Here is a 15,738-nt window from a genome sequence, read left to right on the forward strand (position 1 = left end):
CCGATTTCTGTAGTATGAAATCGGCTTTTTATATGAAGAATAGGAAAGCTTTCTTAGTAAGGAGGTAAGAGATGAAAAATACGTTAAAGTTGATTTTCTTTGTTCTACTATTGTTCGCATTATTTGTTTCGTTACGTATGTTTATTGATGTAGCATTTTATTCGGATGTAATTGGGATAAAAGATGTTTCGATTTTAGGTATTATTAGTATTTTATTTACGGTATCTGCATTTTTAATTGGCTGCGTTATTTTCTTAGAAAACCGTCACCCGTCTAAAACACTTACATGGCTCATTGTGTTAGGTATTTTTCCGGTATTTGGATTCTTCGCTTATTTATTATTTGGACAAAACTTTCGGAGAAAGAGAATGTTCCAAAAGAAGGCGTTACTGGATGAACAGGCGTTTTTACAATATAAGGGGCATGAAGATTATGAAGAACGGATGTTACGTAATCATAAGCATCAAGAGCTGTTATTTCGTTTAGCGGACCGCTTAGGTGCTTTAAATATTTCATTTCAAACGGAAACGAGAACATTAACAAATGGGGATGAAACGTTTCAGGCCATTTTAGATGGATTAAAACGAGCGAAACACCACATTCATATGGAATATTACATTGTGCGTGATGATAAGCTTGGAACAGAAATTAAAGATATTTTAATACAAAAATCAAAAGAAGGCGTAGTCGTTCGGTTTTTATATGATGCGGTTGGAAGTTTTAGGTTATCGAATTCGTATATTGAAGAATTAAATGACGCAGGTGTCGAAATGATTCCGTTCTTTCCTGTGCGCTTTCCAATTTTAAACGATAAGATTAATTATCGAAACCACCGGAAAATCGTTGTTATTGATGGAAATGAAGGGTTTGTAGGTGGGTTAAATATTGGAGATGAATATTTAGGGAAGGATAAATATTTCGGTTTTTGGAGAGACACACATTTATATTTGCGTGGTGAGGCTGTTCAAAGTTTACAGCTTATTTTCCTTCAAGATTGGTTTTATATGACTGGTGAGGCAGTGCTGGCTCCAGAATATTTACAGGCAAAAGCAGTTGAAGGTGATCATTGGGGCGGAGTTCAGCTAATTGCAGGTGGACCAGATAATAAATGGGAAACGATTAAACATTTATATTTTGCAATGATCTCTTCTGCTCGGAAATCTATTTGGATTGCAACACCGTATTTCATTCCGGATGATGATATTTTATCTGCATTAAAGGTAGCGGCACTTGCTGGTATTGATGTTCGTTTATTAATGCCGAGTAAGCCTGATAAGCGCACTGTCTTTTATGCATCAAGATCATATTTCCCTGAGCTTTTAGATGCAGGAGTAAAGATATATGAGTACGAAAAAGGTTTTCTTCATAGTAAAGTTGTCATCGTTGATTCTGATTTAGCTTCAATTGGGACAGCAAATATGGATATGAGAAGTTTTCATTTGAACTTTGAAGTGAATGCCTTTTTATATGATACAGATAGCATTCGAAAACTCGTTCAAGACTTTAAAGATGATTTAGAAGAATCAAGTGAAATTCATGTCGATCGTTTTCATAAAAGACGTCTTCATAGACGAATTGTTGAATCGACATATCGATTATTATCACCTTTATTATAAAAAGAGATGTCCGAAATTGGGACATCTCTTTTTTAAAAGGGATTTGTAATAAATTGTAGAATATAAGGAGCTGAAAGGGTGTGATTATAATGTTTATCGCTAAAAGAGAAAACGGAGAGAAAATTCATCTACTCTATAATCGAAATGAAGAGCTTTTACAACGTATGCGTAAAAGGGAGTGTTTCTTTTGTATAGCTTGTGGGAAGGAAGTGCAAATGAAATTAGGGAAACAAAGAAGTTGGCATTTTGCTCATAAGAAAGTGGAGTCATGCCTTGCTTTTTATGAAGCAGAATCTATATATCATATGCACGGTAAAGAATTGTTATATAGATGGTTGAAACGTCAAAATTTCCATGTGGATATAGAGCGTTACCTTCCAAAAATCCAGCAAAGACCAGATATTTTCGTAGAGAGAGCAGGTAGGGAAATTGCGATTGAATATCAATGCGCCAATCTCTCCATAGAACAACTTTCTAAACGAACATACTCGTATTGGCAAGCGGGCATTCAGGTCATCTGGATCATTGGCGGAAATCAATTCAAAAAGCAAGCTGCATATTGGATGAAATTTTCCTCACTTCTGGCTTTCTCCTTACAATCTTATCCTCAGCCATTTCTTATTTTCTTCTGTCCGAAACAAAAATCATTTATGAAATGTGCCTTTATCACTCCGTTTTCTACAAACGTCTCTTTCTCACATATTATGTATTTACCAGACGATACAACTACTTTTGAATTACTCTTTTCCCCTATTCCTTTCCGGAAAGAAATATTAGGACAGGAATGGAAGAAGCGAAAGGACTACTTTCGGCAAAATGCCCTATCTATTTGGAATTATAATCATAAGTCACTATTACGCCTCTTATATCAATTTAAATGTACTCCAGCGAGCTTTCCTTCTGAAATTGGTGTGCCACTCCCGTCTTCATTTGCTTTTCAAACAAATCCATTTACATGGCAAGCTTTTCTATACATGAAGTGTATAGAAAAGCTTGCGGTAGGGAATTGTATTTCCCTTCAATATGTGTGTAGTTATGTAAAAAAATATACGAAAAGGCGCTTACTTCCGTACTTTTCACAACATATATGGAAAGTAGCGGTTACTGAATATATGACTTTTTTATGTTTTGTAGGCGTGTTGCGTAAAATAGGAACTTATACGTACCGAAAAATGAGGAATATAGTTATGTTACAGACGGAGGAGGAAGTTAGGAAATATGATGAGATTTGCCTAACTTATGCGCTATCTCTATTTGAGACAAAGTTCAACATGGGAGAAGAAAAAGGGGATATAATAAAGAATGAACGTGAAGGAATTACATAAGAAAAACAGAATTGTACTTAAGTAGAGATATTTAAAGGAGGGCTTACAGAATGTCTGAACAAAATAAAGCAAAAACATTACCAGATCGCAATGAGATTGAAGAAGCAAGTACGTGGCGATTAGAAGATATTTTCCAAACAGATGCAGAATGGGAAAAAGAATTTCAAGCGATTAAAGAGTTATTACCGCAGTTAACTGAATTTAAAGGTAAGCTTGGTGACTCTGCGAACAACTTACTTGAGGCACTGCAATATGAAGATGAAATTTCAATGCGACTAGGCAAGCTATATACATATGCTCATATGCGCTATGATCAAGATACAACAAACTCTGTGTATCAAGCTTTAAATGATCGTGCGACGAATTTATATTCACAAGTATCTAGTAGCACAGCGTATATCGTACCTGAAATTTTATCTATTTCAGAAGATACACTACAAGCATTTTTAAAAGAAAATAGAGACTTAAGTGTATATGAACATGCATTAGAAGAAATTACACGTCAACGTCCACACGTATTATCTGAGGCTGAGGAAGCTTTATTAGCGGAAGCATCTGAAGTAATGAGTTCATCAAGTAATACATTTGGTATGTTGAATAATGCGGATTTGAAATTCCCGTCTATTAAAGGCGAGGACGGAGAAGAAATAGAAATTACGCATGGTCGTTACATTCAGTTTTTAGAAAGTGATGATCGTCGTGTTCGCGAAGATGCATTCAAAGCTGTATTTGAAACGTATGGGAAATTTAAGAACACATTTGCAAGTACGTTAAGCGGAGCAGTGAAACGTAATAATTTCAATGCACGTATTCGTAAATATGACTCTGCTCGCCAAGCTGCATTGAGCAATAATAATATTCCTGAAGCAGTTTACGATCAACTCGTTGAAACGGTAAATGATCACTTACATTTATTGCACCGTTACATCGATATTCGAAAGCGTGCGCTAGGACTTGATGAACTTCATATGTACGATTTATATACACCACTTGTACAAGAAGTGAAAATGAATGTGAAATATGAAGAAGCACAAGACATGTTATTAAAATCTTTAAACGTACTTGGTGATGAGTATGTTGAAATTTTGAAAGAAGCATATGAAAATCGCTGGGTAGATGTGTATGAGAATAAAGGAAAACGAAGCGGAGCATATTCATCTGGTGCATACGGAACAAATCCTTATATTTTAATGAACTGGCATGATAATGTAAATAATTTATTTACACTTGCTCATGAGTTTGGTCATTCTGTGCATAGTTATTACACAAGAAAGACACAGCCGCACGTATACGGTGATTATTCAATCTTCGTTGCAGAGGTAGCGTCAACTTGTAATGAAGCGCTTCTAAATGATTATTTATTAAAAACGACAGAAGATAAAAAAGAGCGCCTATATTTATTAAATCATTATTTAGAAGGATTCCGTGGTACTGTATTCCGTCAAACGATGTTCGCAGAGTTTGAGCATATTATTCATAAGAAAGTACAAGAAGGACATGCTGTTACGCCAGATATGTTAACGGAGATCTACTACGACTTAAATAAGAAATATTTCGGTGACGCTTTAGTAATCGACGAAGAAATTGGGTTAGAATGGTCTCGCATTCCGCACTTCTACTACAACTATTACGTATACCAATACGCAACAGGATTTAGTGCAGCAACGGCTCTATCTAAACAGATTTTAGAAGAAGGGCAACCAGCGGTAGAACGTTACATTAATGAATTCTTAAAAGCAGGAAGCTCTGATTATCCAATTGAAGTGCTGAAAAAAGCAGGAGTTGATATGGCATCTCCTGAACCAGTGAAAGAGGCACTACAAGTATTTGAAGAGAAATTAAATGAATTAGAAGCGTTATTATTTGAAGAAAAGTAATGAGAAAAGACGAGGGATTTTATCCTCGTCTTTTTTGTTTAAAAATACAATTTGTCGATATTTGTCGAAATGAAAATCGGTTTTCCTTACTATTTCTAAATTTGAAGACAGTTTTATAGTTAATTTTTGAATTCAAAATCCTTTAAATCGTTTTCTATGGTTGAAATAAGAAAGAGCGATGACGATGACTCCGAATAGAAGAGGAAAGGCGATAATTTTAGGGAAAGCTTGTAATAGAGAGAGAATGTACAAGAAAAAAGAAACAAGGACACATGAAAAAATTAGTAAAATATAGGATTTCTTTATGAAAAACACCTCCTAAAGGGCTTTTATATAGCTTATTCAAAAATGAAAACGTTTAGAATGTGACAAAAGTGTGAAATTCGACAAAAGGGGTTGTCATCTGACGTCGAATCTTGTAATATAATAAGCGTGAACGAATTCACATACAAACATATACCCCTTTGTTTGAACGTGAAAATTTCTCCCATCCCCTTTAATATTTTTATAAGCCGTAAAGAAAAAGACCTGGTGTTTACACCAGGTCTTTTTCTATTGCTATCCATTTCCAATAACGCTCACATTTTACGTCAATCATTTGTACTTTGCGTTTCAGTTGTAATTTTTTTAGTTCGCGCTCGATCTCTTGTTGCGAGCAGTCATATATAAATGCTACTTCTTTTGAAGATATAAATTGCGTTGCTTCTAGTAACATTTCTAAAGGCGGTAATGGTTCTGGCTCGATTTCACATTTTACGAGCTCTTTTAATAATTGTACGTATACATCATAGGAATAAGTTCCAGCGATTTTAATGCCTTCTTCATCTGAGTTCGCATGAAAAAAGACGAGGGAAGGTATTTCTGTAATATGCATTTCATTTGTGAATTTTAAGTCACATTGGAAAGCTTTTTTTGCGCTGGCGGAATGTAGATCTTTTTTAAATTCTTCTACATCAATATTGCTATCTTTTGCACATGCAAGCAATAATTCGCAGTCAGGGTTTGATACATTTTCAAGGAAAATGTATTCTTGGAGTTTTCGCAAAAACTTCGAACCTGCTTTTCGGCCTTGTAACTCCGCTGCTTTAATTGCCATCGAAACTAAATATGGTGTTGATGATGCCTCTTGCATATGTACTTTTCCATCACATGAAAAACCTTGTAAACTTGTCGTCTTTTCCCACACAAATCGAATATTAGCAGGTTTATTCCATTTGTGTGAGGAAGCGTTCGTTCCATCCACTTTTCCAGTTACAATATGACGAATAGAGAAGTATTTCCCGTATTCAAGCCATAGTTTAATAATAAAGGGTTCAATTTCCCAGCAATCTTTACAAAGTGGATCAATAAATAAATATGCTTCTACAGACTTATGCTCACATGCGGAAGGAGATGGCATATTGATATGCTTTGCTTCCTGTTTATCCATTATATTTCACCTGTTTCGTTTGGAGTATTAACCATATGCTGAGCAGTTAATGCTAAACGTTCAAAAACGAACTCTCTTATATGACCGTGTACTCCTGTGTCATCCATTGCTTGCTCCATACATGATAGCCAAGCCTCTGCTCGTTTTGGCGTAATCTCAAACGGAAGATGGCGTGCTCTTAACATAGGATGACCATGTTCTTCAGTGTACAAATTAGGACCACCTAAATATTGTGTTAAAAATTGTTTTTGCTTCCTAGCTGTTTCTGTTAAATCATCCGGGAAGATGGGAGATAAGTCAGGGTGTTTACTGACATAGGAATAAAATGTGTCTACTAATATTGCAATGCATTGTTCACCGCCAATTGCTTCAAATGGTGTCATCGGTTGCTTGCTCATCCTTTATAAACTCCTTTTTCCATGAAATGTATATCTATTGTAGCAATGGAATGTTCGAGAGGGCAAATAAACAGCCTTCCTAACATTCTTTGCTTCTTCTACAGGTGTAAATGAACCTTTTACTTTTTAAGAAGTGAGATGTATCCACTAGTAGAACGGATTCACTAGTGGAATTTTCACTTTAGCGTGCTTTGTTTTGTTTGGCAAGGAAAAAGCGTTTTACTTTGTTATTTGTATGGCGAACTGGTACGTTATGCTGTGTTAACAAATGAATAAATGCAGCTTTTCCTGTTTCTTCGTCTTGCACTTCATATTCAATTTCATAATCATCGTGATTGTAATAGAAACTATGATCAAAGACAAGCGTTCCGCCTTCAAATAATGTTTCAGCTCTTTCAGTTGTTAAACTGCCCATATAAGTTAAAGCGGAAACAGGAATTTGTAATTTGTGTAGTTGGTCTACTACAGCACCTTGAATGATTGTGTTTGTTTCCATCATCATTTTTGCTTCGGCCTCGGTTACAACTTGATGCGTTTCTAACAAGCCGATTTCTGCAGGTTGTTTTAACGTTAATGTATAAGTTTCCCCTTTATGACGAATACGAAGTGCAGAACCAGCTTCTTTTAATGAAAAGTCGGGCGTTTCAAAGTAGTGATTCACTTGTTTCGTGAAAGCTTCAATAGAAAAAGATTTGCATAATGATTGGAATTCTTCTTCTGTAACGATATTTTTAAATTCAATTTCAATTTCTTGTGTCATTGTATGCGCTCCTTTTGAAAAATAATTCTTTACACATTATCGCTTTTTCACAAATTTGGTTCAATGTTTTATTTGTTTGCGTCCATGTTATGATACAATAATACTGTTAAGTAAGACAGGAAGTTGAGATGGAGGAGTTCGAGCATGCAAAATAAAATTCAAGTAAAGAGCGTAGAAATGAGAGAGAATGCGCTTATTTTTTGTGCGGAAAATACTGAAATAGAGGTAAAGGAGTTAAGTGCGCGTAATCACGTACTTGTAGACTCAGACAATTTATCATTTTTATATATCTTAGAAAACGAATCATCTTTCATATATGTAAGTATTCCGCATACATGCTGGGAAGCAATGCGTGAAGCAATGAATAAAGATACAGCGATGTTTATTCAAGTGAATGATGTTGAAATGGAATTAGAAGGTTTAAAAGAAGAAGTAGAATATTTAGTTGAAAATATTGAAGGTAATGCAAATTACGGAGAAGAACTAGTAACTGCTGTAGAAAAAGTATTTCTATAAGCAAATGGATTGATTTTGGTGGTGGTTGAAATGAATCGAAATTGGGAAGAATTTTTAGCACCTTACCATCAAGCGGTGGCAGAGCTGAAAGTGAAACTAAAAGGAATGCGTACTCAATTTGCAATGTTAACAGAGCATTCTCCAATTGAGTTTGTAACAGGAAGGGTAAAGTCGGTTGCAAGTATCATTGATAAAGCGGAGAAGAGAAATGTACCGCTAGACCGGCTCAGAGAAGATATGCAGGATATCGCGGGCCTTCGAATGATGTGTCAATTTGTTGATGAGATTAAGCCTGTTGTAGAATATCTCCGAAAACGAAATGACTTTGAAATCGTGGAAGAGCGTGATTATGTTACGCAAAAGAAAGATAGCGGTTATCGCTCTTATCACGTTGTTATTAGTTATCCTGTTCAAACGATTCAAGGGGAACAAAAAGTATTGGTAGAAATCCAAATACGCACGCTAGCAATGAACTTTTGGGCAACGATTGAGCATTCTTTGAATTATAAATATAGTGGGCGTTTTCCTGAAGATATTAAAATACGCTTGCAACGTGCAGCGGAAGCGGCGTTTTTATTGGATGAAGAAATGTCTTCTATTCGTCTTGAAATTCAAGAAGCACAAAAGGCTTTTTCAAGAAAGCAAGAAACGAAAGATTCCGAATCATAAACTAAAGGGTGTTGGCGATGAAATTTACAATTATGTCAAAGGGAGATCAATCATCAGATACACTAGCAAGCACGATGAAAGAGTACTTGCTAGATTTTGGATTCATTATGGATGAAAAGGAACCCGATATTGTAATTTCTGTTGGGGGAGATGGAACGCTTTTATATGCGTTTCATCGTTATTATAATCGATTGGATGAAACAGCATTTGTTGGTGTACATACAGGGCATTTAGGTTTCTATGCAGATTGGTTACCGACAGAAGTAGAGAAATTAGTAATTGCGATTGCTAAAACGCCATTCCAAGTGGTGGAATATCCGCTTTTAGAAGTGATTATTCGCTATGTGAATGGAAGTAAAGAGTCACAGTATTTAGCGATGAATGAAGCGACTGTAAAAAGTGCAGAGGGCACATTAGTAACAGAAGTGGAAATACGGGGAGAGTACTTTGAAACATTCCGCGGGGATGGTCTATGTATCTCAACTCCTTCAGGAAGTACTGCCTATAATAAAGCACTTGGCGGTGCAATTATTCACCCTTCTATTGAAGCAATTCAAATTGCAGAAATGGCATCCATTAACAACCGTGTGTTTCGTACTGTAGGCTCGCCGCTTGTATTGCCGAAGCATCATACATGTGTGTTGAAGCCGGCTCCAGGGATGAACTTACAAATTACGGTGGACCATTTAACGATGGTTCATCAAGATGTGAAATCAATCCAGTATCGCGTTGCAAACGAGAAAGTGCGATTTGTTCGTTTCCGCCCGTTCCCATTCTGGAAACGTGTCCGTGACTCGTTTGTTGCAGATAAATAGAAGGGGTTTATATATTGAACAGATTTACATTGAAATGGGATATAGAGTCAGCTGAAGAGGGAACTTTAGTTAGAGAATTTTTGAAAACAAAAGGGATTTCTAAAGCTGCTTTAACGGATATAAAGTTTCATGGCGGAGCCATTGAAGTAAATGGTCAATATGCAAGCGTTCGTCATCAACTACAAGCGGGCGAACAATTACGTGTTTTTTTTCCAGTGGAAGAAAGAAGTGAAGGGATGATTGCGGAAGATATCCCACTATGCATTGTATATGAAGATGATGCAGTTCTTGTCATCAATAAAGAAGCGAACATGTCAACGATTCCGTCTAGAGAACATCCAGAGGGAAGTGTTGCTAACGCGCTTTTGTCTTATTATGATAAGCAGCATCTTGCCAGTACGGTGCACATTGTAACAAGGTTGGATCGTGATACGTCAGGACTCATGCTTATTGCAAAAAATCGTTTCGTACATCATCTTTTATCGAAACAACATCAACAAAAAGCTGTGAAACGAACGTATGAAGCAATTGTTCATGGAGAGATGATAAAACGTGAAGGAACGATTGATGCACCGATTGGTAGAAAGTCAGATAGCATCATTGAACGAACAGTTTGTGAGGATGGACAGAGGGCAGTTACTCATTTTAGAGTGATTCATAGTTCCTCGCAAAAGACGCATGTATCTCTTGAACTTGAGACAGGAAGAACGCATCAAATCCGCGTGCATATGGCTCATATAGGACATCCGTTACTTGGTGATGACTTATATGGAGGAAGAAGGGATGAAATGAAACGACAAGCACTTCACAGTACATCTTTGGCGTTTTATCATCCTATTTTAGAAAAGGAAATGTCTTTTGCTACGACGATTCCAAGCGATATGCAGCAGTTATTAATGCACGCTTAAAAAGGGACCAAAATTCTTATGTAATAAAGAATTTTGGTCCCTTTTTTCTTAGCGGAATAATATTAAAATTTGATTATCATCCGTACGCTTAATAACGAAAAATCCACTTTCAGCTTTTGTAGCAATGCCGTCATCATTTGGACGACAATATCCATGCGGTTCGCAAGTGCCATCATCACGTACTAACATTTGTCCAATTAATCCGACAGGAAGCCAACCAGAACGGTCTTTTCTTGCTATATATTTGCAAGCTGGATCCCATTCTGTATTTAAAAGTGGTTGTATTTCTTGTGTTTCTGTACGTACATATTGACGCTTTCCAAAGTTATCTGTTTTATAGCGCTTTTGCCAACTTAAAGCACCACTATTTCCTATAATAGCGGGGGTTGCACTAGATATTCCTAAAATGAAAGAATCGTTTGAAGTAGCTATCCGAATTTTTTCTTCGCTACTAAATGTAACGAAATAACCGACATCAATAGCTTTATGGTCCGCGGTTTCAAACATTTGTGCAAAATCCGTTCCGCCTGCATTGTAAGAAGCACCCTCAATGTACATTTCTCCATTATGAGCAAGCCATTTAGCACCGATATTATGATCGGTATCGTTTGTTCCATTTGCAATAAACCAAGAATAGGCTTCTTCGGCCGTGCCGAATCGTCCCATAATATGGCTTCCTGCAAAATGAGCTGTTGATGTATGATTACCTTCCGCATGAGAAGAGAATCCATTAGCGATAGTTGCGGTTCCTTCTGCGTGTGCTGCTTCGCCTAAAGCAATCGTATGTTTACCTTCCGCGTGAGAATAAGAGCCGCCTGCTGTCGTTTCACTTCCTTCACTATGCGAACTATGTCCAGTTGCTTTTGTTTTCGATCCTTCTGCATGGGAGCAAGTTGCTTTTGCGTGTGTAAGAAGTCCTTCTGCATGTGAAACTGTACCCTCTGCATGAGAGTGAAGCCCCTCTGCATGTGAATATCGGCCTTCTTTTTTTACTTTCGTATTTTCAGGTGCAGGAGTCTGAATTATGATCGTTTTTTCTGTTTGTATATTATTTGATGGAGTTAATGCTTCTTTTATTTTTTTTACTTGGTTTATAATATCGGTTGGAATTTCTGGTTGTATTTTTTTATTTATTGCTACAGGAATGTTCTCTTCCGTATTTTCCTGTTTTTCTTCAGAATGCAGTATTTGTTCATCGTGATGAGAGAGATGTTTATTTTTTTGTTGCATCTTTACTTTTCTACGATTGATTATGCGACTCATTACAGCATTTTCTAAAGAGACATATTTTGTTTTAGCTTTGCTCTTTTTTGATGACTCTTGTTCTTCTAGTTCTTCTATAGCTGCAGCTCGAATGCCGCACCAGTTGTTAATTCCATACATGGGCTGATATAAAGGGTGGAATTTTCTTTTTTGTTGAGAAGATTTTTTCTTCATTCTGTCACCTCCTGCGACATTATATGTCGTGCAATTAAAAAAAGATGCACTTTATTGCATCTTTTTTTAATTGCTTTACCTAGATTTATATAGGATACATCTAGAAAATATGATAATCTCTCGTTATTCGTGAATTGTACGAAGTAGAGAGGATTATGAAATTGGGCGGAATTTCTCAGGGACAAAAGGAAGGGAAGAAGGGACAGAAACGGTCTCCATTTCAGGATAACGTAATCCAGTTAGTTTACCTCCAAATACAGCGCCAGTATCGATATTGACTGTATGATTTACAAAACGAGGTTCTTTTACTGGTGTATGTCCATATATAATCCAAGCGTCGCCCTTATATTCTTTCGCCCAGTCGCGACGGACAGGAGAGCCATCATCATGTTTTTCACCTGTAATATCGCCATATAATACAAACGTTTGTACTTTTTTATCTTGCCTTCCGATGTAATCTTTCCGAATGCCAGCGTGACATACAATTAACCTTTTCTCATCGAGCACGTGATATAAAGGGGAATTTTCATAAAGAGTGATGAACTTTTCTTTTATGATTTGCTGTTTTTGAAAAGATAGTGCTTCGTATTCAGCAGCAGTTGTTTCAAGTCCGTGAGCGATTGTCACATTACGTCCGAGGAAAAATCGGTACAGCTTATTACAGTGATTTCCAGGAGCGTAATAAGCCTCTTTTTTATGTATGACAAGTTCCCATACAAGTTCAATCATATGTAATGAATGAGGGCCACGGTCTGTAATATCACCAACGAATGCCAGCTTTCGCTCGTCGGGATGAACTGGCATGCCACTATTCCATTTATATCCTAGTTTCGTCGTTAAGTTTTGAAACTCTTGGAAGCAGCCATGAATGTCACCTATAATGTCATATTTCATATGTAAACCTCCAGCCTATTTTTCATTAGTATAACTAAAAAAGGATAGAGATAAAAATATCGTTTTTTGCACGATTTATTTAAACATAAAAACTTTCGTTCGTGAGCGAACGTTTAAAATAAATCCAATTGCAATCATGTATGTAAGCAACGAACTTCCTCCGTAGCTCATAAGGGGTAATGTGATTCCTGTAATAGGTAGTAATCCGATTGTCATCCCGATATTTTGAAATACTTGAAAAGTAAACATTCCGATTGTACCAGCGCAGATGTAACTACCGAAAGGGTCATTACTTTCTAAAGCGATATGAATCATGCGGAAAATAAGTAGGAAAAAAAGTGCAATAATGACACTTGCGCCTAAAAATCCGAATTGCTCAGCGACATTAGTGAAAATAAAATCTGTATGTGGTTCTGGAAAGTATACTTGTCCATTTTCCCAACCTTTTCCTTGCATTTCTCCTGATCCAGTAGCTAAAAAAGCTTGTCTTAATTGATAGCCTTGCGCGTCATATTCGTAAGGGGCCAGCCAACCATAGAAGCGGTTTAATTGGTATTCTTTTAAGATATACTCCTTAAAGAATTCTGTATGAGCAATATAAATATACGTTAAGGTAACACCTGCTGTGAAAATAACGGAGACTAATCCGAAAATAAAGCGCCAACGTATACCGGAAACTAGTATCATTGCTGCCAGCATCGCTGAAATTACCATTGTGTTTCCTAAATCAGGTTCTTTTGCAATAAGTAGTAGCGGTGGCAAACTCGTTGCGAATATTTTTCCGAGTAAGATAAAATCTTCACGAGGTGTTCGAAAAAAATATTTTTCGTTATGATTAGCTATAATTCGTCCAATGACGATAATTAAAAATAATTTCATAATTTCTGAAGGTTGAAAATTTCCGATGCCTGGGAGCCTGTACCAAGCGGTAGCCCCTTTAATTGTAACGGCACCTGGAACCTGAAGTTCTAGCCCGATAAGTAATATCATTGCAAAGCTATATAAATACCAAGCAATTTTTTGGTACCGATCGAAATCGATAATCATAATAACACTAATAGCGACAAATCCAATGAAGTACCATTGTATTTGCTTGAGTGCAAAATTTACATTTTGTAAAAATGGTGGTAAAGAGGTTTGCGCACTTGCAATAGCAAAGCAACTAACAGTCCCAATGGCAAATAAAATGAATAGTAATACGTAGTCTATTTGATATTGAGAATTCGTATCTTTCACTGTATGTAATCCTTTCTATCGCCTAGTAAATATGTTGATGACGTCATTCTAAAAGTAATATAAGCAGACTGTCCATACATTTATTCCACTATTTATGTAAAGTCATACATAATAGGGAGGAATAGCTCCTCCCTTATGCAAAGCTATCGTGGATTTAGCTCTTTTATAATTATATTTAAACAACGAGAAAGACGTATATGTGCATCTGGAATGAGATTGGGGTATTGTTTATAAAACTCGAATGCACCCATACACCACTCATAGGCTTTGAGCAGACTAGTTCTATAATCATTGAAATCTTGTAAGAAACCATACTTTTTTGAGGTTAAAACGAGATGTGAAAAATCTTCAGATCCTTCAAGTAATTTATGGTGTACTTGCTGTCCATCATGAAAGCGAAAGGAACTTAAAGGTTCAGTGATATAAAATGCATCACCTTTTGAAAGTAAACCCATCCAAGAGGCCATATCAACACTACAACAATAGTTCCTTTCATTTAGAGTACCAAAAGGTTCTGTTAATAGTCGCCTTCGAAAGAGTACAGTCGTAGGTTCACCAATAATATTCTGTCCAGATAAAAGCATATGGTTTCCAAAATCTATCCCACTTAGCAGGGTATCTTCGCTATACAATCTATTTACAGCGGGATGGTTTTCAATTATATCTCCATTTTCATCAATCCAAGTGCGATATGATGTAATAAGTGCGAGTTTTTGATTTAAGTCTTGTTGGAAATAGAACATCATTTTCTCAATTTTATTACTATGGAATAAGTCATCGTCCATTAAGAAGTTTATGTATTCGCCACTAGACTGTTCTAAGAGCATGAGGTCATTATGGAATTGTCCTAAAGTAGTACTATTCCGGATATATGTTATATGGGAATGGTTTAGTAAGTATTTTTCATGCATTAATTTTTCAGTTTCATCATTCGTACTATCGTCTCCTACAATAACTTCAATGTTTGGATAAGTTTGTGCCAAAGCACTTTCTAAAGCGATTTTGAAATAATGTGGTCTATTATAGGTGGGAATAAGGATGGAAACAAGAGGTAGATTTTTTTCATTTGTCATACGTAACTTCCTTTCAGAAGCTTTTTTTTGTAAGAACAATATCTTGATAACTTGTATATTCATGTCGGCCGCACCATAAACCATAGTGTGGTTTATTCATTACCTCTAAGCCATATTTATTCAATAAAGCGCAAATATCTGTTTCAGGATAAGCAACTGCGAAATTAGGAATATCTTTATTTACGACATAACAATTTTCAATTTGATGATAAAATCCTAACGTACTTAGTCCTGCATTTAAATAATAGGATGACTCAGGGTTTATTAAAAAGAACGTAATAAAACATCTCCCGTCTTTTTTTAATACACGTGCAATCTCAGATACGTAATGTTCTAATTCTGTTGGGAGAAGGTGCGTAAATACAGAAGTTAAAAAGATGAAATCGAATGTCGCGTCTTCATATGGAAACTTATAGTGAGAGGCATCTTCTTTTCCTTCTGGATTGTAAAATTGATTGTATATGTCAACGTGTTCAAAATGAAAATTATTACGGGTAGTTGTAATATTATTTTTACACCAAGTGATACCTTCTTTAAATAAATCAAATCCATAATACGCTCCATCATCAGTTAAGTAATTCATTAATGGAACAGCCATTCGGCCGACGCCACAGCCTACATCTAATACTTTTTCGTTTGACTTTAAAGCCCCAATTTGAATGAAATGCTTTAGGAATTCTTTACCGACCTTTTCAAAATCGCCACCTACATATTGGACGAGTCCAGGAGGGGGGAGTAATTTTATTTCTTTTTCAAGTTCGCTCATAAATACACTCCTTCCTTGT

The 15,738-nt window shown here is 36.2% G+C and carries 15 protein-coding genes; 7 read left to right on the plus strand and 8 right to left on the minus strand.

Going from position 1 to position 15,738, the window contains the following annotated elements; all coding sequences use genetic code 11:
- Positions 1–71: 71 nt before the first annotated feature.
- From DPQ31_RS06060 to pepF, 3 genes are all read left to right on the plus strand, one after another.
- Positions 72–1,616 carry a cardiolipin synthase gene (locus DPQ31_RS06060; protein WP_000799211.1) on the plus strand — a complete coding sequence of 515 codons (1,545 nt, stop codon included), beginning with the start codon at positions 72–74 and terminating at the stop codon, positions 1,614–1,616.
- A gap of 80 nt (positions 1,617–1,696) precedes the next feature.
- Positions 1,697–2,941, plus strand: coding sequence for a competence protein CoiA (locus DPQ31_RS06065; protein WP_208731677.1), 1,245 nt, complete (start codon positions 1,697–1,699; stop codon positions 2,939–2,941).
- Between the two features lie 50 nt (positions 2,942–2,991).
- Entirely contained in the window at positions 2,992–4,818 is a 1,827-nt protein-coding gene (gene pepF / locus DPQ31_RS06070; RefSeq protein WP_000003362.1) for an oligoendopeptidase F, read from the plus strand.
- A 535-nt stretch (positions 4,819–5,353) separates the two neighbouring features.
- Here the strand turns inward: pepF and DPQ31_RS06075 are convergent.
- The 3 genes from DPQ31_RS06075 to DPQ31_RS06085 form a co-directional block, all read right to left on the minus strand.
- Positions 5,354–6,247 carry a ClpXP adapter SpxH family protein gene (locus DPQ31_RS06075; RefSeq protein WP_000360648.1) on the minus strand — a complete coding sequence of 298 codons (894 nt, stop codon included), beginning with the start codon at positions 6,245–6,247 and terminating at the stop codon, positions 5,354–5,356.
- Positions 6,247–6,645, minus strand: coding sequence for a globin domain-containing protein (locus tag DPQ31_RS06080; protein ID WP_000043381.1), 399 nt, complete (start codon positions 6,643–6,645; stop codon positions 6,247–6,249). The genes DPQ31_RS06075 and DPQ31_RS06080 overlap by 1 nt, the downstream gene beginning before the upstream one ends.
- A 181-nt stretch (positions 6,646–6,826) precedes the next feature.
- Positions 6,827–7,405, minus strand: a complete 579-nt coding sequence (locus tag DPQ31_RS06085) for a CYTH domain-containing protein (protein WP_000191111.1) — start codon at positions 7,403–7,405, stop codon at positions 6,827–6,829.
- A 144-nt stretch (positions 7,406–7,549) separates the two neighbouring features.
- On the opposite strand from DPQ31_RS06085, the gene DPQ31_RS06090 reads away from it, so the two are divergent.
- The 4 genes from DPQ31_RS06090 to DPQ31_RS06105 are packed head-to-tail and all read left to right on the plus strand — an operon-like array spanning position 7,550 to position 10,313.
- Positions 7,550–7,921: a UPF0738 family protein gene (locus DPQ31_RS06090; protein WP_001180013.1), complete on the plus strand. Its 372-nt coding sequence runs from the start codon at positions 7,550–7,552 to the stop codon at positions 7,919–7,921.
- 30 nt (positions 7,922–7,951) lie between these two features.
- A complete protein-coding gene (locus DPQ31_RS06095; RefSeq protein WP_001081482.1) occupies positions 7,952–8,590 on the plus strand; it encodes a GTP diphosphokinase in 639 nt (212 codons plus the stop codon).
- A gap of 17 nt (positions 8,591–8,607) precedes the next feature.
- Positions 8,608–9,405, plus strand: a complete 798-nt coding sequence (locus DPQ31_RS06100; RefSeq protein WP_000673191.1) for an NAD kinase — start codon at positions 8,608–8,610, stop codon at positions 9,403–9,405.
- Positions 9,406–9,419: 14 nt separating this feature from the next.
- Entirely contained in the window at positions 9,420–10,313 is an 894-nt protein-coding gene (locus DPQ31_RS06105; RefSeq protein ID WP_001079113.1) for an RluA family pseudouridine synthase, read from the plus strand.
- A gap of 48 nt (positions 10,314–10,361) precedes the next feature.
- Here DPQ31_RS06105 and DPQ31_RS06110 read toward each other — a convergent pair whose 3' ends face one another.
- From DPQ31_RS06110 to DPQ31_RS06130, 5 genes are all read right to left on the minus strand, one after another.
- The gene (locus DPQ31_RS06110) at positions 10,362–11,750 is read right to left on the minus strand and encodes a peptidase G2 autoproteolytic cleavage domain-containing protein (protein WP_098824709.1); all 1,389 of its coding nucleotides are present in this window, start codon (positions 11,748–11,750) and stop codon (positions 10,362–10,364) included.
- A gap of 153 nt (positions 11,751–11,903) precedes the next feature.
- Positions 11,904–12,644 (minus strand): bis(5'-nucleosyl)-tetraphosphatase PrpE, encoded by a 741-nt coding sequence (prpE, locus tag DPQ31_RS06115; protein ID WP_000872707.1) that lies wholly within the window; start codon positions 12,642–12,644, stop codon positions 11,904–11,906.
- 75 nt (positions 12,645–12,719) lie between these two features.
- Positions 12,720–13,880, minus strand: a complete 1,161-nt coding sequence (locus DPQ31_RS06120; RefSeq protein WP_000655682.1) for an FtsW/RodA/SpoVE family cell cycle protein — start codon at positions 13,878–13,880, stop codon at positions 12,720–12,722.
- A 143-nt stretch (positions 13,881–14,023) separates the two neighbouring features.
- Positions 14,024–14,953 (minus strand): glycosyltransferase family 2 protein, encoded by a 930-nt coding sequence (locus DPQ31_RS06125; RefSeq protein WP_016108013.1) that lies wholly within the window; start codon positions 14,951–14,953, stop codon positions 14,024–14,026.
- Between the two features lie 13 nt (positions 14,954–14,966).
- Entirely contained in the window at positions 14,967–15,719 is a 753-nt protein-coding gene (locus DPQ31_RS06130; RefSeq protein WP_208731678.1) for a class I SAM-dependent methyltransferase, read from the minus strand.
- Between the last annotated feature and the right edge of the window lie 19 nt (positions 15,720–15,738).

This window comes from Bacillus sp. COPE52 (assembly GCF_003355115.1).
GTDB lineage: Bacteria > Bacillota > Bacilli > Bacillales > Bacillaceae_G > Bacillus_A > Bacillus_A toyonensis.